Annotated in this window: 20 protein-coding genes and 1 pseudogene; 11 read left to right on the plus strand and 10 right to left on the minus strand. The window is 72.2% G+C overall.

The window, feature by feature from the left end:
• From ABZS66_RS42735 to ABZS66_RS42780, 10 genes and pseudogenes are all read right to left on the minus strand, one after another.
• Positions 1 to 261, minus strand: a pseudogene (locus ABZS66_RS42735) (hypothetical protein); the annotation flags it as partial.
• Positions 258 to 1,601, minus strand: coding sequence for a cation:proton antiporter (locus ABZS66_RS42740; RefSeq protein WP_354768213.1), 1,344 nt, complete (start codon positions 1,599 to 1,601; stop codon positions 258 to 260). The pseudogene ABZS66_RS42735 and the gene ABZS66_RS42740, both read right to left, overlap by 4 nt.
• Positions 1,598 to 2,869 (minus strand): ATP-grasp domain-containing protein, encoded by a 1,272-nt coding sequence (locus tag ABZS66_RS42745; RefSeq protein WP_354768215.1) that lies wholly within the window; start codon positions 2,867 to 2,869, stop codon positions 1,598 to 1,600. Before ABZS66_RS42745 ends, ABZS66_RS42740 begins: the two co-directional genes overlap by 4 nt.
• 31 nt (positions 2,870 to 2,900) lie before the next feature.
• Positions 2,901 to 3,302: a nuclear transport factor 2 family protein gene (locus ABZS66_RS42750; RefSeq protein WP_354768216.1), complete on the minus strand. Its 402-nt coding sequence runs from the start codon at positions 3,300 to 3,302 to the stop codon at positions 2,901 to 2,903.
• Between the two features lie 141 nt (positions 3,303 to 3,443).
• On the minus strand, positions 3,444 to 4,475 hold the full coding sequence (gene gntD / locus ABZS66_RS42755) for a guanitoxin biosynthesis L-enduracididine beta-hydroxylase GntD (RefSeq protein ID WP_354768218.1): 1,032 nt from the start codon (positions 4,473 to 4,475) through the stop codon (positions 3,444 to 3,446).
• 34 nt (positions 4,476 to 4,509) lie between these two features.
• The gene (locus tag ABZS66_RS42760) at positions 4,510 to 5,391 is read right to left on the minus strand and encodes an MBL fold metallo-hydrolase (protein WP_354768220.1); all 882 of its coding nucleotides are present in this window, start codon (positions 5,389 to 5,391) and stop codon (positions 4,510 to 4,512) included.
• Complete coding sequence (gene ddaH, locus ABZS66_RS42765) at positions 5,388 to 6,197, minus strand: dimethylargininase (RefSeq protein WP_354768222.1); 810 nt, start codon at positions 6,195 to 6,197, stop codon at positions 5,388 to 5,390. The genes ABZS66_RS42760 and ddaH overlap by 4 nt, the downstream gene beginning before the upstream one ends.
• A gap of 24 nt (positions 6,198 to 6,221) precedes the next feature.
• Positions 6,222 to 7,472, minus strand: a complete 1,251-nt coding sequence (locus ABZS66_RS42770; RefSeq protein ID WP_354768224.1) for an ATP-grasp domain-containing protein — start codon at positions 7,470 to 7,472, stop codon at positions 6,222 to 6,224.
• A 6-nt stretch (positions 7,473 to 7,478) separates the two neighbouring features.
• Entirely contained in the window at positions 7,479 to 8,630 is a 1,152-nt protein-coding gene (locus tag ABZS66_RS42775; protein WP_354768226.1) for an FAD-dependent oxidoreductase, read from the minus strand.
• A 25-nt stretch (positions 8,631 to 8,655) separates the two neighbouring features.
• Positions 8,656 to 9,675: a TauD/TfdA family dioxygenase gene (locus ABZS66_RS42780; protein ID WP_354768228.1), complete on the minus strand. Its 1,020-nt coding sequence runs from the start codon at positions 9,673 to 9,675 to the stop codon at positions 8,656 to 8,658.
• Positions 9,676 to 9,968: 293 nt separating this feature from the next.
• On the opposite strand from ABZS66_RS42780, the gene ABZS66_RS42785 reads away from it, so the two are divergent.
• The 11 genes from ABZS66_RS42785 (at position 9,969) to ABZS66_RS42835 (ending at position 23,327) form a co-directional block, all read left to right on the plus strand.
• Positions 9,969 to 11,270 (plus strand): SidA/IucD/PvdA family monooxygenase, encoded by a 1,302-nt coding sequence (locus tag ABZS66_RS42785; RefSeq protein ID WP_354768230.1) that lies wholly within the window; start codon positions 9,969 to 9,971, stop codon positions 11,268 to 11,270.
• Positions 11,271 to 11,357: 87 nt separating this feature from the next.
• The gene (locus ABZS66_RS42790; RefSeq protein WP_354768232.1) at positions 11,358 to 11,732 is read left to right on the plus strand and encodes a cupin domain-containing protein; all 375 of its coding nucleotides are present in this window, start codon (positions 11,358 to 11,360) and stop codon (positions 11,730 to 11,732) included.
• 6 nt (positions 11,733 to 11,738) lie between these two features.
• Entirely contained in the window at positions 11,739 to 13,412 is a 1,674-nt protein-coding gene (locus tag ABZS66_RS42795; protein WP_354768234.1) for a class I tRNA ligase family protein, read from the plus strand.
• A gap of 7 nt (positions 13,413 to 13,419) precedes the next feature.
• Positions 13,420 to 14,706: an MFS transporter gene (locus ABZS66_RS42800; RefSeq protein ID WP_354768236.1), complete on the plus strand. Its 1,287-nt coding sequence runs from the start codon at positions 13,420 to 13,422 to the stop codon at positions 14,704 to 14,706.
• A 99-nt stretch (positions 14,707 to 14,805) separates the two neighbouring features.
• Positions 14,806 to 16,584, plus strand: coding sequence for an ABC transporter substrate-binding protein (locus tag ABZS66_RS42805; protein WP_354768238.1), 1,779 nt, complete (start codon positions 14,806 to 14,808; stop codon positions 16,582 to 16,584).
• A complete protein-coding gene (locus ABZS66_RS42810) occupies positions 16,581 to 17,876 on the plus strand; it encodes an ATP-grasp domain-containing protein (RefSeq protein WP_354768240.1) in 1,296 nt (431 codons plus the stop codon). The genes ABZS66_RS42805 and ABZS66_RS42810 overlap by 4 nt, the downstream gene beginning before the upstream one ends.
• Positions 17,873 to 18,343, plus strand: a complete 471-nt coding sequence (locus ABZS66_RS42815) for a cobalamin-dependent protein (RefSeq protein WP_354768242.1) — start codon at positions 17,873 to 17,875, stop codon at positions 18,341 to 18,343. Before ABZS66_RS42810 ends, ABZS66_RS42815 begins: the two co-directional genes overlap by 4 nt.
• Positions 18,340 to 20,700, plus strand: a complete 2,361-nt coding sequence (locus ABZS66_RS42820) for an amino acid--tRNA ligase-related protein (RefSeq protein WP_354768244.1) — start codon at positions 18,340 to 18,342, stop codon at positions 20,698 to 20,700. Before ABZS66_RS42815 ends, ABZS66_RS42820 begins: the two co-directional genes overlap by 4 nt.
• Positions 20,697 to 21,971 (plus strand): glutamate synthase-related protein, encoded by a 1,275-nt coding sequence (locus ABZS66_RS42825; RefSeq protein ID WP_354768245.1) that lies wholly within the window; start codon positions 20,697 to 20,699, stop codon positions 21,969 to 21,971. The genes ABZS66_RS42820 and ABZS66_RS42825 overlap by 4 nt, the downstream gene beginning before the upstream one ends.
• Positions 21,958 to 22,293 carry a hypothetical protein gene (locus ABZS66_RS42830; RefSeq protein WP_354768247.1) on the plus strand — a complete coding sequence of 112 codons (336 nt, stop codon included), beginning with the start codon at positions 21,958 to 21,960 and terminating at the stop codon, positions 22,291 to 22,293. Before ABZS66_RS42825 ends, ABZS66_RS42830 begins: the two co-directional genes overlap by 14 nt.
• The gene (locus ABZS66_RS42835) at positions 22,290 to 23,327 is read left to right on the plus strand and encodes an asparaginase domain-containing protein (protein WP_354768249.1); all 1,038 of its coding nucleotides are present in this window, start codon (positions 22,290 to 22,292) and stop codon (positions 23,325 to 23,327) included. Before ABZS66_RS42830 ends, ABZS66_RS42835 begins: the two co-directional genes overlap by 4 nt.
• Positions 23,328 to 23,332 lie beyond the last annotated feature (5 nt).

Consider the following 23,332-nt stretch of genomic DNA (forward strand, 5'->3'; position numbering starts at 1 on the left):
GGCCGGAGATGAACAGCACCTTGTTCTGCGCGGCGAGCGGGGCCACCTGCCCGGGGGCTCGCCGTCGCGGGGATAGCGGATCCGGCAGCCCCACGAGTTGAGCCAGCGGTGCAGCAGCCGGCGGTGCTCCGGCCGGGCGAGATCGGGACCGGGCGCGGTCTGCGCGACGAACTCGTGCCAGGTCCGGTCCACGTTGCGGTAGCCGTTGAAGACCTCGACGGAGTGCGCGAGCCGGTCCAGGGTCGGGGCCACCAGCGTCACGTCGGCGATCCTACCGGGACCGCGACGGGCGGCTCGTCACCGGCGAGCCCGAGCCGGGCCGCGCGCTCCTGCTCGGCCGGGGTCGGCTCGATGCGGCGCAGCGCGTACTGCAGCATCGGCGGTGCCATCACCGAGGTGATCAGAGCGACCAGGACGATGATGGTGTACCCCGCGGTGCCGATCGCGCCGACCCGCAGCCCGACGGAGGCCACCACGATCTGGACCACACCGCGCGCGTTGAGCCCGGCGCCGAGCCCCAGCGCGTGCCACCGATCCAGGCGGATCATGGTGGCGCCGGCGTACGCGCCGGCGAACTTGCCGGCGATGGCGACCGCGAGCACCGCCACCGCCGACAGCGCCACGATCGGGTGACCGAGCAGCGTCAGGTCCATCCGCAGGCCGGCGGTGGCGAAGAAGATCGGGGCGAGGACGCCGAGCACGACGGTGCGCAGCGCGGACAGCCGGGCCGGGTCGACGTTCCTGGTGGCACCGATCGCGATCCCGCACAGGAACGCGCCGAGCACCGCCTCCATCTTCAGCGCCTGGGTGACGGTCGCGCACAGCAGTATCAGCGCCGCGATGACCGCCGTCATGGTGGCCTGGTCGCCGGCCCGGCCGGCGGCGCGCAGGACGACCCGCAGCAGCGGGCGCAGTACCACCACGGTGCCGAGCAGGATGCCGGCGAGGGTGAGCACGCTGTGCGCGATCGCGCCGGTGCTGACCCCTGCGGTGGCCATGGTCGCGACGATCGACAGCAGGAGCCAGCCGACCGCGTCGTCGACCCCGGCCGCGGTCAGGGTCAGCTGGCCGATGTCGCGGTGCAGCAGCCGCAGGTCGGCGAGGATCTTCGCGATCACCGGGATCGCGCTGACACACAGGGCGACGCCGAGGAAGGAGGCGAAGAGGGTGCGGTCGCCCGACGCCGGCAGGATCGCGGCCGGCAGCAGCAGGCCGCACGCCACGCCGAGGCCGAGCGGGACGACCAGGCTGGTGAGGCTCACGACGCCGGCCCGCGGGCCCTGCCGGCGCAGCAGGCCCACGTCCAGGTACATGCCGGCCACCCCGACGAGCAGGAGCATGCCGAGCTGGCCGACCGCGTCGAGCATGTTGAACTGGCCGGTCTGGTGCGGGAACAGCCAGGCGGCCACCGGCGGCGCGGCGTGCCCGAGCACGGAGGGGCCGAGCAGCACGCCGGCGAACAGCTCACCCACGACGGCGGCCAGGCCCAGGCGGGTCGCCAGCCGGCCGAGCAGCACCGCGACCAGCAGCAGCGCGGCGAGCTGGGCCAGGAACACCAGCAGTGTGCCCGCCGCCACCGGCGGCATGGGGCCGGTCGTCACCGCGCGTCCCCGGTCACGTCGATCGGGTCGACGTCGACCTCGACAAGCGCCGCCGCGGCGTCCAGCGCGGCGTCGCACGCCTCCGGCGACTCGGCCCGGCAGATGAGGTAGGCGAACCGGCCGAGGAAGTCCCGCGGGGGCAGCATGACCAGCGTGCCGGGCTCCACCATCGGACTGGCCTCCTCGAGGCCGGGCACGGCACCGGGTTCGGGCAGCCGCATGCCGGTGATCCGCCCGTCGACCGGCGGGTTGAGGAACCGGATGCCGACCGTGCCGGTGCGGTGCGTGCGGGTCAGGTCGGGGCCGACGCCGGTCGCCAGGTCGACGGCCACGAACGCGGGGTCGATGCCGGTGGCGAGCCGGCCGATGTACGGGATGAGGTCGCCGCCGAGCCGCGCGTTGATCTCGATGATCGCCGGACCGCGGTCGGTGAGCCGGAGCTCGGTGTGCGTGATGCCGTCGCGGACCCCGACCGCGCGGTGCGCCTCGGTCAGCACCCGCATGATCTCCGGGTCGTCCAGGAGCGGGTCGTCGACGCTGACCGTGTGGCCGATCTCGTCGAAGTACGGCGGTGCCCCGATGCGCTTGCGGGCGAGGAAGAACGGCTGGTACTCGCCGCGGTGCAGCGCGCCGTCGACGCTGATCTCGGGGCCCTCGAGGTACTCCTCGACCAGCACCCCGCCCTCATACGCCGGCGCGCCGGTGTGGCTGGCACCCTCGGCCACGGCGAACGCCGCCGCGATCTCGCTCGCGTCGGCGGCCCGGACCACGCCGATGCTGGCGCCGCAGCCGCGGGGCTTCACCACCACCGGATAGCCGAACTCGGCCGCGACGACGACCGCGTCCGCAAGCGTGGTGACGTAGGCGAACCGCGGCTGGGGGAGCCCGGCGGCGGTCAGCGCGCGGCGGTTGCGGTGCTTGTTGCGGCAGTTCTCGACCCCGTCCACGGACAGGCCCGGCAGGCCCAGCGCCTCGGCGATGTGCGCGGTGGTGACCACCAGCGTCTCGTCGTAGGTGAACACGCCGCGGACCGGGACGTCCGCGGCGATCTCCTGGGCGGTCTTCACCATGAGCTCCTGGTTCGGGATGAGCCGCTCCCGGTCGACCAGCGGCACGACGCTCGTCTCCCGCACGTACGGCCGCTGCCACGTCGGCGGCGCGCCGTCGAGCAGCCAGAGGTCCTGCCGCCGGCTGGCCGAGTCGAGCAGGTACTGCCGGTATTGCTGTCTGGCGCTTCCGACGACGATGACGACACCCTCACGGTCCATGGCCACGAGCCTCTCCGTTCCAGCGGTGGGTTCAGTTCGGTGCGACGAAGTAGTAGCGGCGGTAGCCGAGCAGCAGCCCGTAGTCCGACAGGGTGAACACGTCGACGAACTCGACGTCGAGGCGGTCCTTCGGGGGCGTGGGCGGGCGGACGAACCGCCCGGTCACCACGATGCTGTCGCCCTCGGCGATGATCTGGTCCAGCAGGTGCCTGCCGGGCGGCCCGGTGACCTCGGCGTGCAGGCGCTGGACCTGGACCCGGCCCCGGCTCTGGGCGCCGTCCGGCCGGCGCACCTGGACGTCGTCGTCGAGGAGCGAGCCGTAGGCGTCCATGTTCCCGGCGTCCAGATAGTCGTACGACAGGCGCACGTGGTCGACGCCGATCGACGTGACGGGCGCCTCGCGGGGCGATCGCCTGCTGTCAAAGCCGGCCATGCCGGTTCCTCCGATCGGTGTGGTCCCAGCACCCGAGGCGGCAGCGCCGGTGCTGTCACAGTGCTGGAAGCGGCCAACCGCGCGCTATCGCGGCGGTATCGCGCCGGATGGCGGTCGCCCGCCATCCGGTCCGTCGTCGGGTCAGTACACGACCCGCGCGGTCGCGGACGCCCGGGAGTCGCGCGACTTGCGGATGTCCCGCGTGATGTTGACGCGGCGCAGCCAGCGGTCGCGGCCGTCGAAGTTGGCCCTGAACGGCTGGCGGCCGTGCACGGCGCGGTAGTTGTCGACGAACATGACGTCGCCGGGTTCGAGCACGACGCCCTGCAGGTGCTTGTCGACCTCGGCCATGAACACGTCCAGCGCCGCCACCGCGAGGGGGTCGTCGAGGTCCCGGACGATCGCGTCGGAGTCCAGCCGGATGTAGGGCGCCGCCGGGTCGCCGAACAGCACCGCGGTCTTCTCCGGGTTGCGGCAGATCTCCTCGATCCGCGCGTAGCTGCGGGCCAGCGCCGCCTCGATGCCCGGTGGGACCACCAGGTTCGGGTCCCGGTTGCTCGGCAGGTGCGCGTCGTCGGGACGGAACACGAAGCGCTGCTCGAAGAGCACCTTCGACACGTCCTCGGCGATCGGTACCTCGTCCATGCAGGCGACCATGGTCGCCGTACGGTCGGGGTTGCGCATGCACATCAGGCCGATGTAGTCGGCACGGTACGGGTGGAACGCGTCCTCGGTGTGCCACAGCAACTCGGTGGTGCTGCCGGAGTTGATCTGGCGGTCCTCGTCGCCCTTGATCGGCACGACCTCGTTGACCAGCCGGCCGCCCTGCTGGCTCGACCAGCAGAACACGTCGCCGAGCAGCGTCGCGCACAGGATGAAGAAGAACCCCTCGCGGACCGTGCTCTGCCACGGGGTGTCGGCCCAGTGCTGCGGGGTGTCGCCGATGAGGTCGTCGTCGACCGCGAAGCCGGCGATCCGGCAGGCGCCCGAGGACTCCTGCTGGCGCATCCCCACGACGACCGCCGCTCGCAGGCGTTCGGGCATCCGCTGCGCGTAGATGGGCACGCGGCGCAGGAACGCGGCGTCGTTCGCGTCCGGGTACGTGTCGATCAGCTCGGCGAGCAGCGCCTCGATCTGCGCGCACTCGGTCGGGCTCAGGTGGACTTCCAGCACGGCTCTGCTCCATTCGGGTCGGGTCAGGACAACGTCAGGGAAGGTCAACGGGGTGCACGGTGAACCCGGGCCCGTCGCGCCCGACGCGGATCGCGGTGGGCGACGGGAAGTGGGAACCGATCAGCAGCGTGCCGGCGTCCGCGCACCGCCCGAGCAGCTCGACCCGGGTGCGCCTGGCCCGCTCCGGGTCGAAGTCCGCGTGGACGCTCCACTCCGGGTGGGCGATCTGGCACGGATGGTGGATCGCGTCGCCGGAGATGACGGCCTCCCGGCCGGCCGACTCCACCAGGACGCTCACGTGCCCCGGGGTGTGGCCCGGGGTCGGGACCAGCCGGATGCCGTCGTGCACCTTGTGGTCGTCGGCGACGAGGTCGACCAGCCCGGCGTCGAGCACGGGCCGGACCGAGTCGTCGAAGCCGGCGTGGTCGTCGGCGCTCTCGCCGTGCGGCCGGCCCGCCCAGTAGCCGAACTCGGTTTCGCTGACCAGGTACCGGGCGCGGGTGAACGTCGGGGTCCAGGTGTCCCGCCGCGCCGTGGTGTTCCAGCCGACGTGGTCGAAGTGCAGGTGCGTGGAGACCACGACGTCGACGCCGTCCGGTTGGACGCCGTGCGCGGCGAGCCGGTCCAGGAAGTCGGTGTCGAGGCCGCTCCACGCCGGCAGCCCCGGGCGGGGCTTGCCGTTGCCGACGCCGGTGTCCACCAGGACCACGGTGTCGCCGAGCTCGATCACGAACGCCTGCACGACGCTGCGCATCTGCCCGTCGTCGGTGGCGAAGTCCGGCCGCAGCCACGGGATGCCGAGCATCCGCTCCGGGGTGGCATCGCGCATGCCGGCCTGGATGATGCAGTCGGCGGTGACCTCCACGATCGGCGTGATCCGGGCGTCGCCGACCCACCACCCGGCCGGCGGCGTCATCCGCGGAGCTCCAGCGTGCAGCACTTCACGCTGCCGCCGGCCTTGAGCAGCTCGGACATGTCCGCGCCGATCGGCTCGAACCCGCGTTCCCGCAGCTGCGCGATGAGCCCGGTCGCGGCCTGCGGCAGCACCACGTGCCGGCCGTCGGAGACCGCGTTGAGGCCGAACACGGCGGCGTCGCCGTCACCGGCCGTGATCGCGTCCGGGTACAGGGTCTCCAGCAGCCGGCGGCTGGCGGGGGAGAAGGCCCGCGGGTAGTACATGACCGTCTCCGCGTCGAGCACGCACAGGGCGGTGTCCAGGTGGTAGTAGCGCGGGTCGACGAGGGTCAGCCCGGTCACCGGCACCCCGAAGAACTCCGCCGACTCCAGGTGTGCGCGGGCGTCGGTGCGGAACCCGGTGCCGGCCAGCAGCCGGCCGCCGGCCACCAGGTAGTCGCCCTCGCCCTCGTTGACCCAGCGGGACTGCCGCACGTCGCGGTAGCCGTGCGCGCGGAACCAGTCCAGGTAGGCATCCGACTCGGCGCGGCGCTGCCGGTGCCGGAACCGTGCGACGAGCACCTGACCGTTGAGCACGGTCGCGCCGTTCGCGGCGAACACCATGTCGAGCAGGCCCGGCCGCGGCTCCAGCTGCTCGACCCGGTGGCCCAGCTCGAGGTACAGGTCGCGCAGCCACTCCCACTGGGCGATGGCGAGGTCGGTGGCGGTGGGCTTCTTCGGGTCCATCCAGGGGTTGATCGAGTACTCGACGTCGAAGTACGTCGGCCGGACCATGAGGTAGTGGCGCGGGGTGGCTGTGCGTCGCATGCGGTTCTCCCCGAAGTGGATGCGTCAGCGGGTGTCGGTCAGGCGGACGTCGATCTTGCCGGCGAGGTCGAGCGCGACCCGCATGGCGTCGTCCAGGGACGTGCCGCGCGCACCGATGCCGCCGACGATGCTGTTGCCGTCCGGCGGGCGGCGGATGACGTCGCCGGGCCGCGCCGAGATCTTCAGGAAGTACAGCTGCTCGGCGTCGGTCACCTCGGCGGGCACGGTCACCGACTCGACGGTGCCGCTCGGGCACAGCAGGCACATCGCCGCGGTGTGCACCTCGGTCGGCTGGAAGTGGTGCACGTCCGGCCGCACGCCGGCGGCGACGTCGGCGACCGCCCGGATCGGGTCGTAGCCGGCGGAGATGCGGGCCATGTAGTCCAGCCCGCCGCCGCCCGGGCGGACCGCGATCTCCAGGATGTGCGGCCGACCCTGGTGGAAGCGGACCTCGGCGTGCATCACGCTGCGGTGCAGGCCCTGCGCGCGGACCGCGGCGCGGACCAGCGCGTGCACGTCGGCGACCTGCTCGGCGGTGAGGGCCGTCGGGGCGTGGTGCACGTCGTCGTCGAACGTGTCGCCCTCGACCGTGACCCGGTCCACAATGGATCCGAGGTACACCTCGTCGTCCCAGACCAGCGCCTCGATGAGGTGCTCGTGCCCGTCCAGGAACGACTCGACGAGCAGGCCGTGCGGGCCGAGGTCCAGGCCGTCGGCCTCCATCTCGTACCACGACATCCGGTCGATGCCGTCGCGGGCCTGCCGGTACCGCTCGCGCAGCTGCTCCTCGTCGTCGACGCGGAACACGAAGTTGCTCGCCGCGCCGAGGGTCGGCTTGAGAATCACCGGGTAGCCGAAGGTGCGGGCCGCCTCGAGGGCCTCGTCGAGGTCGGTGACGTGGGCGAAGTCCGGGTGCGCCGCGCCGCCGCGCTCGTGCGCCTGCCGCATGACGAGCTTGTTGCGGCTGGTGACCGCCGCGTCGACGCCGATGCCCGGCAGACCCAGCGCGGTCGCCACGGCCGCCACGGCGACGACCGCGGACTCGGAGAAGGTGAAGATGCCGTCGAAGTGCTCCTCGGCGTGCCACGCCTTGGCGTCGCGGATGAGGTCGTCGACGTGCGTGCTGCCGACGCGGCGGTAGCGTTCGGCCGGCCAGAAGTCGTCGGAGCCGACGCCGTTGAGCACGTACAGCTCGACCCCGAGGTCGGCGATCTGCTGGTAGCGGGACAGGTAGTAGTTGGCGTTCTGGCTGGCTTCCAACCCGAGCAGTTTCATGACACCTCACATCACAGGACGGTGGGACGGCACCCGCACGACGCCGGCGACGGCCGGATCGAACCCGGTCGGCGGCGGGCCGGCGCCGACCAGGTACTGCACCAGGGACCGGGCGATGAGCGGGGCGAACTTGAACGAGAAGCCGCCGCACGCCGCGTAGGACACGACCCGCTCGCCGAGCACCGCGAGCAGCGGCCCGCCGGTGGAGCGGCGCATCAGGTAGTAGGCGTCGCGCGCGTCGACCAGCCAGTCGGCGCGCAGCCCGCGGACCACCGGCGTGAACTGCTCGATCAGGTGGTCCCGCCAGTACCGGGGCGTGGTGGTGTCGCCGACGTCGGGCACGACCCGGCCCGCGCTCGCGGCGCTGAGCTTCAGCGGGGTGCCCGCGATCGGTGGCACCAGCCACCCGCCGGTCGCCATGCCCAGCGCCGACAGCGGCGGGGTCGCCGACCACACCGCGGCGTCCGCCGCCGGCACCCGGCAGTAGACCATGCTCTGCCGGCACAGGACGAGCCCGGCGGCCAGGTCCGCCGGCAGCAGCGGCCGCGACCACGGGCCGGTGGCCAGCAGCACCGCGTCCGCGGCGAGCACCTCGCCGCCGGCCAGCTCGACCGCGACCGGGCCGGCCGCGGGGTGCTCGGTGTCGACGCGGACCACGGTCCGGTACGGCAGCAGCTCGGCCAGCGGCGACTGCCGCAGCCAGTCCGCGCCGGCGGTGAGCACCCGGTCGGCGAGCAGCACCCCGGCCAGGTCCTCCAGCACGGCGCTGGAACCGGCCGGGAACCGCACCTGCGGGTAGGTCGCCGCGAGCGACAGCGGCCCGAACAGGTGCGCCCCGGAGCCCGCGTCGGTCAGCATGCGCTGCGCCCGGGACAGCTCGTCGGCCGGCAGCACGCTCAGCGCGCCCACCGGCTCGTAGATCCTGGTCGCCAGCAGGCGCTGCAGGCGCAGCCACTGATGGTGCGCCCGGACCGCGGCCCCGGTCGCCACCGGGTCGTCCAGGTACAGCGCCTTCAGGACCCGGTGCCGGTCGAACGAGGTGGAGCCTGAGAACGGGATGGCGGCCTGGTCGACGACCAGGACCTGATGGCCGGCCTGCACGCCGTACACGGCGCTCAACAGCCCGATGACCCCACCGCCGACGACGACGATCCGCACGGCACACCTCCGCAATCAACCGGGGTCAGTGGACCCGGCGGTCGGCCGTGGTGCTGCGGTACCGGATGTCCCACAGGCTGCGGCGCAGGTACGTGCGCTGCAGCCAGCGGTCCTGACCGTCGTGCCGGGCGAGGAACTGCGACCGCGCGTGCAGACCCTTCCGGTTGTTGATCAGCAGCGCGGTCCCGCGCTCCAGCCGCACCTTGTGCGCCACCGCGCGGCACGTCTGCTGCAGCTGCGCGAGCGCGGCCTCGGCCTCGGCGGTCAGCCCGACCACGCCGTTGGCCGACACGACGATCCCGGGGGTCGCCGGCGGGCCGGAGACGATGGCGATCGGGTCGGACAGCACGGCGACGCCGCCGGCCACGTCGCGTACGTAGCTGCCGGGCGCGTTCAGCCGGAACAGCGGCGTCCGCAGGGTCTGCAGCACGTCCGGCGCCAGGTGCCGGATCACGTCGCGGGCGTCGGCGTAGTACGTCACGGCCTCGGCGTTGCGGTCCTGCCGCAGGCAGTTGAGCACCAGGAAGTCGGGGTTCGGCAGGTCGAAGCGGCCGAACTCGTCGAAGACGATGTCGCTGTGGAAGTTCAGGAACGCCGCCGAGCTCTGGTTCGTCTGCGACATCGCGCCGGTGGACACCGGCACCACGTCGTGCACCAGCCGGCCGGCCTTCTCGGTGGTGATGCCCACCGGCTCGCCCAGCAGTTGGCTCAGCCCCAGCAGCACGCCCTCGGCGACGAACGTCCGCTTCAGCGCGCTCGGCTCGCCGTTCACCGGCGTCAGCGGCAGCTGCGGGTCGACCGGCAGGTTCCGCACCAGCGCGACCCCGGCCGTGTCGGCGTGCCGCCCGAAGTCCAGGATGCCCTGCAGCACGTCCAGCGGCAGTGCCGAGAACACCACCCGCAACCAGGCCAGTGAGCGGTCGACGTCGTCGACCGGATCGGGCGACGCCACCAGCAGTTCGCCGATCGCATCCCGCACGCTGTCGGTGAGCACGAACTCGGTAAATGTTCGATCCAATGTGCGGACATCCGCGTCGGCAAGCATGGCAAACAATCCTCTCCAAGCGAGAAGGCCCGTCATCCGCCCCTGGCGCGGGCCATGGCCGAATGCTCGGCATCGGGAGACGAGGCGGTCGCCAATCAGCTAAGGGCGTGGCCGGCAACGGCGTCAATGAATGCGGCGTCCGGGGATTGTTGGTCGATGCGGAGTTGATTGTTCTGCGCCCGGCGGGGTTCCGGTCAATGCTGCCGCGGGTTGTAGTTGCCGGCAGCGAAGTGTGGCGCCGGTGCACGTCAAGACGGCAGCCGGCGGCGTCCCGACGACAGTTGGAGCACTCTATGGCGGATCGTGATGTCGAGCTACTGGCGATCGGGGCGGGACCTTCGAACCTCGCACTCGCCGTGGCTCTGGAGGAGCTCGCCCCGGACCTGGCGCGCAACGCACTTATCATCGAACGCAACCAGGAGGTGAGCTGGCAACCCGGAATGCTGTTCCCGGAAGCGCTTTCCAACACCTCGTTCCTGAAGGACCTGGTGACCCTGCGGAATCCGCGGAGCCGGTTTTCGTTCCTCAACTATCTGCACAGCACCGGACGGCTGCACCATTTCGTGAACATGGGCAGCCTGACGCCCTACCGGGCTGAGGTGGCCGACTACCTGCGGTGGACGGCGCAGTCCCTCGCGCTGGTCGAGGTGCAGTACGGCCGGCGGAGCGTGGACGTCAGCCCGGTCTGGACCGGCGGCACGCTCACCGGCTGGACGACCACGCTCGCCGACGGCCAGACGATCGCCAGCCGGTACCTGGTCCTCGGTACCGGCCGGGACATCCGGATCCCCGAGGTGCTGCGGGGGCTCAAGCGGGAGCGGGTGGTGCACAGCACGGAGTACCAGCCGCGGATCGCCGCCCTGCGCAAGGACCTGCCCTACCGGGTGGTGGTGGTCGGCGGCGGACAGAGCGCAGCGGAGCTGTTCTACTCGGTGCAGACCGACCTGCCGGAGTGCCGGCCCACCATGGTGATGCGCTCGGTCGGCCTGAACACCTACGAGACCAGCAAGTTCACCAACGAGCTGTTCTTCCCCTCGTTCGTCGACGAGTTCCACGCGGCCCGGCCGGAGGCGCGTGCGCAGATCCTCGCCGAGATGCGGCCGACGAACTACGCCGGGGTCGCGCCCGGGATGATGGACTCCCTCTACCGCCAGGTGTACCTGGACCGCCTCTCCGGCCGGTCCCGGCTGCAGATGATCACGATGCACGACATCACGGCAGCCCGCGACGAGGGCGACGAGATCGCCCTGGAGATCACCGACTGGCGCACCGGCGCCGTCCGGGAGCTGCGCACCGACCTGGTGCTGCTCGGCACCGGGTTCTCCGCGCGGATGCCGCGTTCGGTGCGGCGGCTGGCCGAGCGGATCGGCCTGCCCGACATCGCCGTCACCCGCGACTACCGGCTGGTGATCGACCGGCCCAGCACGGCGGCGTGCTACCTGCACGGCGTCAACGAGCAGACCCACGGCATCGCCGACTCGCTGCTGTCGGTGATGGCGAACCGGGCCAACGACATCCTCCAGGACGTCCTCACCGGCGACCACCTGGACACCCTCGCGGCGGCACCGGTCACGACCCCCGCCGCGGCGGCCTGACCCCACTCAAAACCGGCACTGAAACCGGCACTGGAACCGGCACTGGAACCGGCACTGACGACCGGCACTGACGAAAGGAAGACGGACATGGAGATCCGACCGCTGGTCCGGGAACGCATGAACCACGAGAACGGCGCCGACGCGCAGCGGCTGGTGCCGTGGCCGGCGCTCAACGCCCCGTTCGAGGGGTCCTGGTGCGTCGTCGCCCCGGGCGGCGCGACCGGCACGCACGCGCACCACGAGTACGAGATCTTCATCGCCCTCAGCGGCGAGGCGGTCCTGGACTCCGAGGGCGAGCGCAGGCCGTTCAAGGCGGGCGACATCGTGCACTTCCCGCCGCACACGGCGCACCGCGTGATCAACGAGAGCGACACGGACTTCCAGCTGTACTGCGTCTGGTGGGACACCGACATGTCGGAGAAGTTCATGGACCGGCACACCGAGCTGACGGCGAAGGCCTGAGCGGCGATGACGGCAACTGACGGTAGCGACGGCCGTCCGGTCCTGGTGATCGGCGGCCCGCCCACGACGAACGGCGACCTGCACATCGGGCACGTCGCCGGGCCGTATGTGGCGGCCGACGTGTACTCGCGCTACCTGCGCGCGACCGGCCGGGACGTGGTGTACGCCTCCGGCGGCGACGACAGCCAGACCTACGTGGTGACCAGCGCCGCCCGGCTCGGCACCACGCCGCCCGAGCTCACGGTCAAGTCGTGGGCGTTGATCAAGGGCACCTTCGAGGCCATGGGCATCGCCGTCGACGGCTTCGCGCCGACGGACGACGACTACCGCTCCACGGTGTACAACTACGTGAACCGACTGTACGAGCTGGGCAAGTTCCGCCTGCGCACGGTGCGGCTGCCGTACAGCGAGCGCACCGGGACGTTCCTCGTCGAGGGTCTCATCGGCGGTGACTGCCCGACCTGCCTCGCGGACAGCCGGGGCGGCATCTGCGAGACGTGCGGCCACCCGATCGACTTCGACGGCCTGCTCGACCCGTGGTCGCTGCTGGACCCGAGCGACGAGGTCACCTACCGCGAGACCGAAATCATGGTCTTCCCGCTGGAGGAGTACCGCGAGCAGCTCACCGCGTTCCACGCGGCGAAGGCGTCCACGTGGCGGCCGCACCTCGTGTCGCTGATGCGGGAACTGCTGGCCAAGCCCCTGCCGGACTACCCGATCACCTACCCGGTCGCGTGGGGGCTGCCGGCGCCGTTCCCGGAGACGCCCGGGCAGACCCTCAACGCGTGGGTCGAGGGCATGCCGGCGTCGATGTACTGCAGCACCTACGGCCAGCGGCAGCGTGGCCTGCAGCCGCCGAGCACCGACGACGCCTGGCGCGCCGAGCACGACGCGGAGCTGGTGTTCTTCGTCGGGTTCGACAACCTGTTCATCTGGGCGCTGGTGCACGTCGCGGAGCTCATGGCGCACGAGGGCCGCTATGTGCTGCCGGACACCATCCTGACCAACGAGTTCTATGAGCTGGACAACGAGAAGTTCTCCACCAGCAAGGGCCACGTCGTGTGGGCCCGGGACCTGGTGGCCGAGGTGCCGCGGGACGTCGCCCGGTTCTACCTGAACCTGACCGCCCCCGAGCATGCGCGGACGAACTTCAGCCAGGCCGTGCTGGACAAGGTGGTCGGCGAGCGCCTCGTCGAGCCGTGGAACGAGCTCGCCACGACCCTGGCCAAGCTGGCCGCCGAGGTGAGCGGTGATGCCGCCGGCGCGGGCGCGCCGCTGCCGGTGGTACCGGGGACGCCGGCCCGGATCGCCGCGATGATCTCCCGGTTCCGGGGCTGCTTCGAGCTGGACAGCTTCAGCCTCAGCCGGGCGGCCGACCTGGTGGTGCAGCACACCGCCCGGCTGCGTGCCGACGCGCAGCGCGCCCTCACCGAGGAGCACGACGCTCTGCGGGTCCGCGCCGGTGACCTGTTCCTGCAGACGCGGGCGCTGATCACCTGCATGTCCCCGGTGCTGGTCGACCTCGCGGCCCAGGTGGCCCAGAACGGGGACTTCGAGCCGCGGATGTCGGCCGACGCGTTCGACGTCGCGCACACCACCGCGTTCGTGGTGCCCGGCCTGAGCCTGCGCACCGCGGCCGCCGACCACGCCGTCCCACCCGCCGCTACCACCACCGTTTGAGGCTGAGATGTCCATCGACACGTCACTGTCCACCACGACCGGCGCCGACCGGCGGTCGAGGATGACCGAGCGGCAGCTCGTCGCCGCGGGCTTCATCACCACCGCCGGCAACGCGTTCCAGATCACCGCGGCCGCCATCATGGTGTTCCGCGCCGAGAACACCACCCTGTCGGTCGGCTGGCTGTTTATCGCCGTGTCGATCCCGCAGGTCGTGCTGGCGGTCATCTTCGGCCGGCTGGTCGACCGGATGGACCGCCGGATCCTGTGCGTCCTGGCCGACCTCGTGAGCGCGGTGACCGCGTTCGCGCTGCCGATCTGGATGTGGCTCGGCGGCCCCGTCAGTCTCGGCTCCTACCTGGCGAACTTCCTGCTCGCCTGCACCGCGGCGCTGTTTATGCCGGCCAGCAACGCGCTGGTCAAGGAGCGCGTCCTGGACGGGCGGCTCGGCCGGTTCAACAGCCGCTACGAGATGGGCACGAACACCGGCATGCTGCTGGCCTCGTCCTCGGCCGGGTTCCTGATCGTCGGCGTCGGCGCGACGCCGCTGCTGGTGTTCAACGCGTTCACGTTCGTGGCGTCGGCGATCCTCACCTGGTTCGTCGGGGCCAAACCGGCCGGCGCGCCGACCGCGGCGACGAGCGAGGACGGCGAGTCGCCCGTCCAGGCGGCCGCACCGGCGGCGCGGCAGCCGATCAAGCGGCTGGCGCTGCTGTACACCGCCGGCAACGCCAACCTGATGGTCAGCAACGTCATCCTCACCACGATCGTCCTGCAGCACTGGAAGGTGGGCCCCTGGGTGATCGGCGTGGTCGACGCCCTCGCCGGCCTCGGGTTCATCATCGGCGCCGCCTGCTACCCCTGGCTCAGTACCCGGATCAAGTTGCTGCGCCTGGCGGTGCTCGGCCAGCTCGGCTGCATGACCATGGTCATCTTCGAGCCGGTGCACTACATCGTGCTGATGGCGGTCATTCCGGTCGCGGCGTTCTGCTTCGCCAACGGCCGCATCGCCGCCCGCACCCTGCTGATGCAGGCCAGCCCGGTGGAGCAGGTCGGGCGGATCTTCGGCGGGGCGCAGGCGTTCGGGCTCGCGCTCGGGGTGGCCGCGACGGTCGGACTGTCGGCGGTGGCCGACGCCTTCTCGGTGCCGTGGGCGTTCTGGGGCCTGGTCGTGCTCGTCGACGTCATCGCCGTCGGCACCTACCTGAGCCTGGTGAAGCCGATGGCAGCCGTCGAACGCAAGGCGGAGGTGGTCGCCGAGGAGCAGGAGGCGCAACCGGTCGCCGTCGCCGTCTGAGGCCCGCGGCGAGCGCCTGGCCCGGCACCCGACACGCCCGGGCCGGGCGCCGCCGCCCCGATCACCGTCACCACGAGAGAGGTCATGATGGACGAGCAGTTGACACGCGCGGTTGAGGGCGGGGTCGCCACGTGGGCCTGCCTTCCCGGGTTCCCGCCGGCGGTGATCTTCCCGTTCACCCCGCCCGAGCGGTACGGCATGCGCAACACCTACGAGTTCCAGATGCTCATGTATCGGCCGCTGTACTGGATCGGCCGGGACGGCGGACTGGAGATCGACTTCGACCTGAGCCTCGCCGAGGAGCCCGTGTGGGATGAGGACGGGCGCACCGTCACCATCCGGATCAAGCCCTGGCGCTGGTCCAACGGCGAGACCGTGTGCGCCGACAACGTGATCTTCTGGATGAACATGCTCGCCCGCAAGGGGCCGAAGTTCGGCGCCTACGTCGAGGGGTTCTTCCCAGACAACCTGGTCTCGTACGCGAAGGTCGCGCACGACACGGTGAGCTTCACCTTCGACCGGGTGTACTCGCGGCACTGGATCCTGATGAACCAGCTGACGATGATCACGCCGATGCCGAAGGCGTGGGACCGCACCGCGGTCGGCCCGGCCGACGCCACCCACGACATCGAGCAGGTCGAGGCGGTCTTCGACTACCTGATGGCGCAGAACGGCGACCCGGTCGCCGAGAGCAACGCCCACCGCGTCCTCTGGCCGGACAGCCCGATCTGGAGCGTCGTCAACGGGCCCTGGCGGCTGCGCACCTTTACCGCCGAGGGCGCCGTCACGTTCGTGCCGAACGAGCACTACAGCGGCCCGAACCCGGCGCGGCTGGCGGAGTTCCGGCAGGTGCCGATCGACACCGACGAGCAGGAGTACGCGCTGCTGCAGGCCGGACCCGACGGGCCCGACGCGATCCAGATCGGCTATCTGCCGATGAGCTTCGGCGTCCAGCCCAGCGGCGACCCGACCACGGCCGGCCCCAACCCGCTCGGCGAGCGCTACGCGCTGGTGCCGCAGGTCCTGTTCAGCATCCACTTCATGGCCCTGAACTTCAACAACACCACGATCGCCGGCCGGCTCATCCACCAGCCGTACGTGCGGCAGGCACTGCAGAGCTGCCTCGACCAGGACTACGGGGCGCGGGAGATCTACCAGGGCTACGGCTGGCGGCAGGACGGCCCGGTGCCGACCCTGCCGGACAGCGACCTGGTGTCGCCGCGACTGCGCGGCGGCGAGGTGGCCTGGCCGTTCGACCCGGACCGGGCCCGGACGCTGCTCGCCGAGAACGGCTGGGACGTGAGCGTCACGCCGGCCGTGTGCGTGCGGCCCGGCACCGGCCCCGGCGAGGCCGGCGAGGGCATCCCGGCCGGCACCGAGCTGAGCCTCTCGCTGCGCTACGTCGAGGGCCGCCCGGCGCTGACCCGCCTGATGGAGCAGTTCCGCGCCGACGCCGGCAAGGCCGGCATCGAGCTGCGGCTGTCGGAGATCTACGCCTCCGTCCTGGTGGCGCAGGACGGGCCGGGCGCGCCGACGCCGCAGAACCCGCGGCTGTGGGAGCTGTCCTGCTGGAACGGCGGCTGGGTCTACAACCACCCGACGGGCGAGAACCTGTTCCAGAGCAACGCCAGCTGCAACTTCAGCAACTACCGCGACGAGCGCGCCGACGAGCTGATCGCCCGGACCGTCACCACCGACGACCCGCAGGCGCTGTACGCGTACCAGGAGTACATCAGCGAGCAGGCGCCGGTCATCTTCACCCCGAACTTCCCGCGCCGGCTGTTCGAGGTCGCCGCGAACCTGCGCGGCTTCACGCCGGTCAACCCGTACGGCCTGATCAACCCCGAGAACTGGTACTACGCCGAGGAGGCGTCGTGACGCACGACGGAACGGTGATCCTGGTCGGGTTCGTGGCCGCCGCGGTGCCCACGCTGCCGCAGATCCAGCCCGAGCAGTCGGTGATCTTCGTCGAGGAGCCCGACGTCGTCCGCAAGCGTGACGTCCGGGACAAGATCGCCGGTTCGGCGGTCATCCGGGACCTGGTCGAGTGGGAGTTCCATCTGCCCGGCAAGGCCGACGAGTTCTACCACGCGTACCGCGACCTCGACCCGGTGGCGGTCATCCCGCTGACCGAGTACGCGACGCCGTTCGCGGCCCGGCTCGCCGAGCGCTACGGCCTGCCGGGCGCGGGTTTCGCCGCGGCCACACTGCTGCGGGACAAGGCGCTGCTGCGCAACGTCAGCCGGGCGGCGGGCGTCACCAACCCGCGCAGCGTCCGGGTGGAGGGCCCGCACGAGGTGCTGGCGTTCATGCGGGAGGTCGGCGGCCCGATCGTGCTCAAGCCGGCCAACCGGCAGGCGTCGGTGGGTGCGCTGCTCATCCACGACCCGGCCGACGTGCCGGACGCGTGGGAGGCGTGCGTGGTGCAGGACGAGGGCGTCTTCGTGCCGGACCGGCCGATGGAGCTGCGGATGCTCGCCGAGGAGTGCGTGGTGGGGCAGCAGTTCAGCGTCGAGATGCTGCTCCGTGCGGGACAGGACCTCTTCGTCAACGTCACCCGCGCCCGGCTGGTGCCCGGCCCGGTGCCGGCCGAGGAGTCCCACGTGGTCCCGGCCGACACCACCCCGGAGCTCATCGCGCTGCTCGGCGAGCAGACGCGGCGGGTCGTCGACGCGGTCGGCTTCCGCACCGGGATCGTGCACTGCGAGTGGATCGTCAGCGACGGGGTCCCGCACCTGGTGGAGTGTGCCGGCCGGTTCGCCGGTGACGGCATCATCGAGCTCATCGAGCGCGCCTACCCGGTGGACCTGGTCCGCGCGTACTACGCGGTGATGAAGGGCGAGCCGATCCCGGGCCCGCTGCCCCGCGCGGCGCAGCGCGGGGCGGCCGTGCGCTTCCTGTCGATCGACGCCGGCGTCGTGCGCGACGTGCGCGGTGTCGAGGAGGCCGGCCGGGCCGAAGGCGTGTTCCTGTGCGACGTCACCGTGACGGCGGGGCAGCGCTTCGGCGGGCTGCGCAGCTCGTGGGACCGGGTCGGCGACGTGATGGTCACCGGCGGCTCGCCACAGGAGGCGCTCCGCCTGGCGGAGGCCGCGGCCGCGCTGATCGAGATCGACGTGCAGCCGGTCGCGGAGCTGTTCGTGCCGGAACTGGAGACCGCGGCGCCGTGACGACCCAACCTGCCGGCAGCGTCGCCACCCGGACGCGCCTCGAAGTCGTCGTCACCGGCCTGTCCTCCGACGCCCACACCTGGAACCTGGTCTACCTGCAGCTGCTGCTGGAGGAGCTGGGCTGCCGGGTGACCAACCTCGGCGGGTGTACCCCGGACGAGGTGATCGTGCGGGAGTGCGTGGACGGCCGGCCGGACCTGGTGGTGATCGGCAGCCTCAACGGCCACGGGTGCCAGGACGGCCTCCGGTTGATCGCCGCCATGCGGACCTGCGCCGCGCTGGCGGCGACGCCGGTGGTGATCGGCGGGAAGCTCGACGTCGCGGGCGGCGGCGACGGTCACAACGGCGACCGGCTGCTGGCGGCCGGGTTCGACGCCGTGTTCGAGGACACCGGCGGGCTGCACCCGTTCCGGTCGTTCGTGCGGACTCTCGCCGGGCGGCCGGCGGCGTCGATCGGCGCCAGATGACCGCCGTGATGCCCCGGGGCGCACCGTCCTACGGTGCGACGGCAGCGGTTGATCTGCCGCGGGTGCCGTCGTTCGGGGAGGTGGTGGCGGCCCACCGGGCCAGGGGCGAACTCGTCGTCCAGCCGAGGATGGGCTTCGCCGACCCGGCCCGGATGCGCCAGGGGCTGCTCGCGACCCGCGGCGCGCGGGCAGCCACCGTCGGCACCATCACCCTCGACAGCTACACGCGGGTCGGCGACCACGCCGCGGTCGCCCGCGCGCTGGCGGCCGGCGCCGACCTCAACGGCTACCCGCTGGTCGACGTCGACCCGGCGGTCACCGCGCGGATGCTCGCCGACGTGCTGACCCCGGCGTTCCCGGTGCAGGTGCGCCACGGCTCCGCCGACCCCCGCCGGATCGTCCGCGCCCTTCTCCGGCGGGGGCTGCTCGCCACCGAGGGCGGGCCGGTGTCCTACTGCCTGCCGTACAGCCGGATGCCGCTGGGTACCGCGGTGCAGCACTGGCGCGAGGCATGCGAGCTGCTGGTCGCGGCCAGGGAGTCCGGCGGCGAACCGCACCTGGAGACGTTCGGCGGCTGCATGATGGGCCAGCTGTGCCCGCCCGCGCTGCTGGTCGCGCTGAGCGTGCTGGAGGGCATGTTCTTCCACCAGCTGGGCCTGCGGTGCATCTCCTTCAGCTACGCCCAGCAGACGCACCCCGGCCAGGACGAGGAGGCCGTCGCGGCGCTGCGGCGGCTGGTCCGCCGGTACGTGCCGGACGCCCGCACCCACATCGTGATCTACACCTACATGGGCGTGTTCCCGCGCACCGCGGGCGGGGCGCTCGGGCTCGTCGCCGAGTCGGCGCGGCTGGCGGTGCGGACCGGCGCCAGCCGGCTGATCGTCAAGACCGCCGCCGAGGCGCACCGGATCCCGACCGTCGCCGAGAACGTCGCGGCCCTGGAGCACGCCGCGGCCGCGGCCCGGGCCGCCGAGGTGGGCGGGCCGGTCCCGGACACGGGCATCTTCGCGCAGGCGCAGGCCCTGGTGGAGACCGTCCGCGGGCTCGACGAAGACCTCGGCCGGGCGCTGGCGGCCGCGTTCGCCCACGGCTACCTCGACGTGCCCTTCTGCCTGCATCCGGACAACGCCGGCCGGGCCCGCGGCTACGTGGACCGCGACGGCCGCCTGCAGTGGCAACGCATCGGCGCGATGCCGCTCGGCACTCTGGTCACCGTCCCGGCCGCGGAGCGCATGACGTCCGCCGGGCTGCTCAACGCCCTGCAGCACGTCCAGCGCACGTACGACGACCGGTTCGACGCAGCACAGCAGTCCATCACTTCGACGGGAACTTGGGAGAGCCGCATGACCATCACGTCGCTGGACAGCAGGACCACGGCCGGCCAACGGCCACCCGGCACCCGCGCGCACCTGACCTCACCGGTGACCCGGGCGGCGCTGCGCATCCAGAACGCCATCCTCGCGGGTGCCCGCGAGCACCTGCGCACGCTCGGCTTCATGGAGATGATGCCGCCCATCATCGGTCCGGTGACCGACCCCGGGGTGCGCGGCGCCAAGCAGATCGACGTCGACTACTACGGGCACCGGTACAAGCTCATGACCAGTGTCATCCTGTACAAGCAGGCTTCGCTGCTCGCCTTCGACAAGGTGTTCTACGTCGCGCCCAACGTGCGCCTGGAGCCGCTGGAGACCGCGACCACCGGCCGGCACCTGGCCGAGTTCACCCAGATCGACGTCGAGGTCGCCGACGCCAGCCGGGACGACATCCTGGAGCTGCTGCAGGGCCTGCTGCGGCACATCGTGCGGACCGTGCTGCGCGACAGCGCCGCCGACCTCGCCGCGCTCGGGCGGGACCCGGACGTGTTCGGCCCGCTGCTGCGGGAGAACTTCGAGCGGATCAGCCACCCGGACGCGGTGGCGCACCTGCGCCGGCTCGCGCACCTGCAGAGCACCGACTCGGAGATCGACTGGGAGGGCGAGCGGCTGATCTCCGAGCAGACCGACCGGCCGTTCTTCATCGTCGACTACCCGAAGGGCTCCCGCGGGTTCACCGACGGAGAGTCCAAGGTGGAGCCGGGCGTGCTGCGCAACTTCGACCTCATCGCCCCGGACGGCTTCGGTGAGCTGTGCAGCGGCGGCGAGCGCGAGTACGAGTACCGGCGGCTCATCGAACGCATGCGGGAGACGGGGGAGAACCCGGCCAAGTACACCTGGTACCTGGACCTGGCCCGGGAGGGGCTGCGCCCGAGCGCCGGCTTCGGCCTCGGCCTGGAACGGGTCACCCGCTACCTGGCCGGCCTGGACACGGCCTGGCAGGCCAACGCGTACCCGAAGCTGCCCGGGATCGTGTCACCGTGAGCGGAATCCGGGCACCGCAGCTGCCTGAGGCGGCGATCCGCGCCCGCGCCCGCGACGCGACCTCCGCGGTGTTTCCCGACCTCGCCGACTATGGCCACGCGCTGTTCGGCGCGACGCCCCGGACCGCGGCGGAGGGTGACGAGCTCGACCGGGCGCGGGTCGTGCCGCCGGTGTTCATGCCGCGGCGGCTCGAGCGGATGTTCGACCTGGGGCGCGAGCCGCTGCCCGGCGACGCCGCCCTGGGCTGCGAGATCGGCGGGTTCCACGCCCCGCTGCCGGTCTTCCTGTGCGCGTTCGGCTCCACCCAGGTCGCCGGCGGCGGCCTCGGGGTCGCCGCGAGCGCGCAGGCCGGCCGGCTCGGCATTCCGATGGTCATCGGCGAGAACGTGGTGCCGATGCACGGCTACGGCCGCGTCGCCGACGAGCCGCCGCCGGACCACGGCCTGCTGGGCCGGGTCCGGGCGTACGCGGAGGCGGTCCCCGACGGGCTCGGCGGGGTCGTGGTGCAGCAGAGCACCGAGGACGCCGACGCCGAGGTGTGGAACCTGGTCTACAGCGACCCCTTCGCGACCCGGCTGCTGGACAGCGGCCGGCTCGCGTTCGAACTGAAGGTCGGGCAGGGCGCCAAGCCCGGGCTCGGCGGGATGACGGTCCTGTCGCGCAGCGCGGCCACGGCCGTGTCCGAGCAGTACGCGATGGACGAGGCCTTCGGCCGCGACACCGGCAGGGTGCTGCGCTGCAGCAGCCCCGGCACGTTCACCGAGGAGATCCTGCGCCAGCAGGTGCACCTGATGCGCAACAACTATCCGCGGGCACGGGTGTGGGTGAAGCTGCACCCGGGCCGCGACGTCGGGCACGCCGCCGCGGTGGCCTGGGCCGCCGGCGCGGACGCGGTCACGGTCGACGGCGCCGAGGGCGGCACCGGGTGGGCGCCGTCGGTGTTCCTCGACCAGGTCGGGCTGCCGCTGGCCGAGTGCCTGCGCCGGGTCGGCAAGCACGACGCCTCCCTGCTGGTCTCCGGCCGGGTGTGGGAGGGCAGCCGGGCGCTGAAGTGCCTGGCGATGGGCGCGTCGGCGGTCGGGCTCGGGCGGGCGGCCCTGATCGCCGTGGACGAGGACCCCGCCGACGGCCTGGTGCGCCTCGTGCGCTGCCTGGAGCTGGAGCTGCGGCTGCTGCTGAGCGCGCTCGGCAAGTACGACATCCGCGAGCTGACCGAGGACGACCTGTGGTTTCCCGGGAACAGGGAGGAGCCCCACCATGATCAACTATGACGGACGGACGTTCCGCGCGGTGCACGCCGACCCGGACCAGCCGGCCTCCTCGGCGGTCTACCGCCAGCGCGGCGACCTGGTCTGGGCGGAGTTCGGCGGCGGCGAGGTGCGCCGCGGCTCGCTGACCGGCCTCTGCGGCGAGGACGGCACGGTCGAGTTCGCCTACACCATGGTCCTCGCCGACGGCGCGGTGATCTCCGGGCGCAGCGTCAACACGCCCGAGTTCCTGCCCGACGGCCGGATCCAGCTCAACGAGCGGTGGGAACGCTACGGCGAGCACGCGGAGCGCGGCTACTCCACGATCGTGGAAGTCGTCGAATGACCGGCCGGCCGCACCGGATGGGGCTGATCCTCACCGGCGGCACGGTGGGCTCGCAGCTCACCACCCGGGCCGGCGAGACGGTGGTCAGCCTGGCCGCCGTCTCGCCCGGCCTCGGCCTGGTCCGGTCGGCCGTGCCGGCGGGGCGCAGCATCGAGTTCACGACGCTGTCGCCGCTGGCGCTGGCGTCGGAGGACATGCGCCCCGGCGACTGGCGGGTCATGGCCGACGCGGTGCGCGCCCACGCGGCCGCCGGGCTGCGCGAGGTGCTCATCCTGCACGGTACCGACACGATGTGCTTCACCGCCGCCGCGCTGTCGTTCCTGCTCGCCGACCTCGACGTCACGGTCGTCATCACCGGTGCGAACGTCTCACCGGACCAGGAGCACTCCGACGCCCGCAAGAACATCCACGACGCCCTGCTCGCGGCGCCGGAGCTGCCGCGCGGCACGTACATCGCCTTCGCCGGCGGCGCGGACCTGCCCGGCCTGGTGCACCTCGGCACCCAGGTGCGCAAGGTCCGCACCTGCGGCCAGTCGTTCGAGTCGGTCAACCGCCGGCCGGTCGCCAGCGTCGCCGGCGGCTCGCTCACCTGGATCGACCCCGTGCGGCCGGGGCCACCCGGTGCGGGGCCCGCGGCGCCGTGGGAGCCGGACGGCGGCGTGCTGTCGCTCCGGCTGTACCCCGGGCTCGACTTCGACGGGCTGCGGCACGCGGTGGAGGCCGGCGGGGCCCGGGCCGTCGTCATCGAGCTGTACGCGGCGGTGACCGGCCCGAGCTTCGCGCTGCCCGAGTTCATCAGGAAGTGCTCGGCCGACGGGGTGAACGTGTTCCTCACCGCGGCCGCGCCGGCGACGAAGGACGCGAACATCTACGACTCGTACGTCGCGCTGCGCGACGCCGGCGGCCGCTACCTGCCCGGGATGATCCCGGAGACGGCGATCGTGAAGTGCATGTGGGCGCTGGGGCGCACGAAGGATCCCGCGGCGGTCGCCGAGATCATGGCCACGCCGGTCGCGGGCGAGCTCGCCGCCTGAGCGCC

This window comes from Dactylosporangium sp. NPDC005572 (genome assembly GCF_040605515.1).
Classification (GTDB): Bacteria; Actinomycetota; Actinomycetes; order Mycobacteriales; family Micromonosporaceae; genus Dactylosporangium.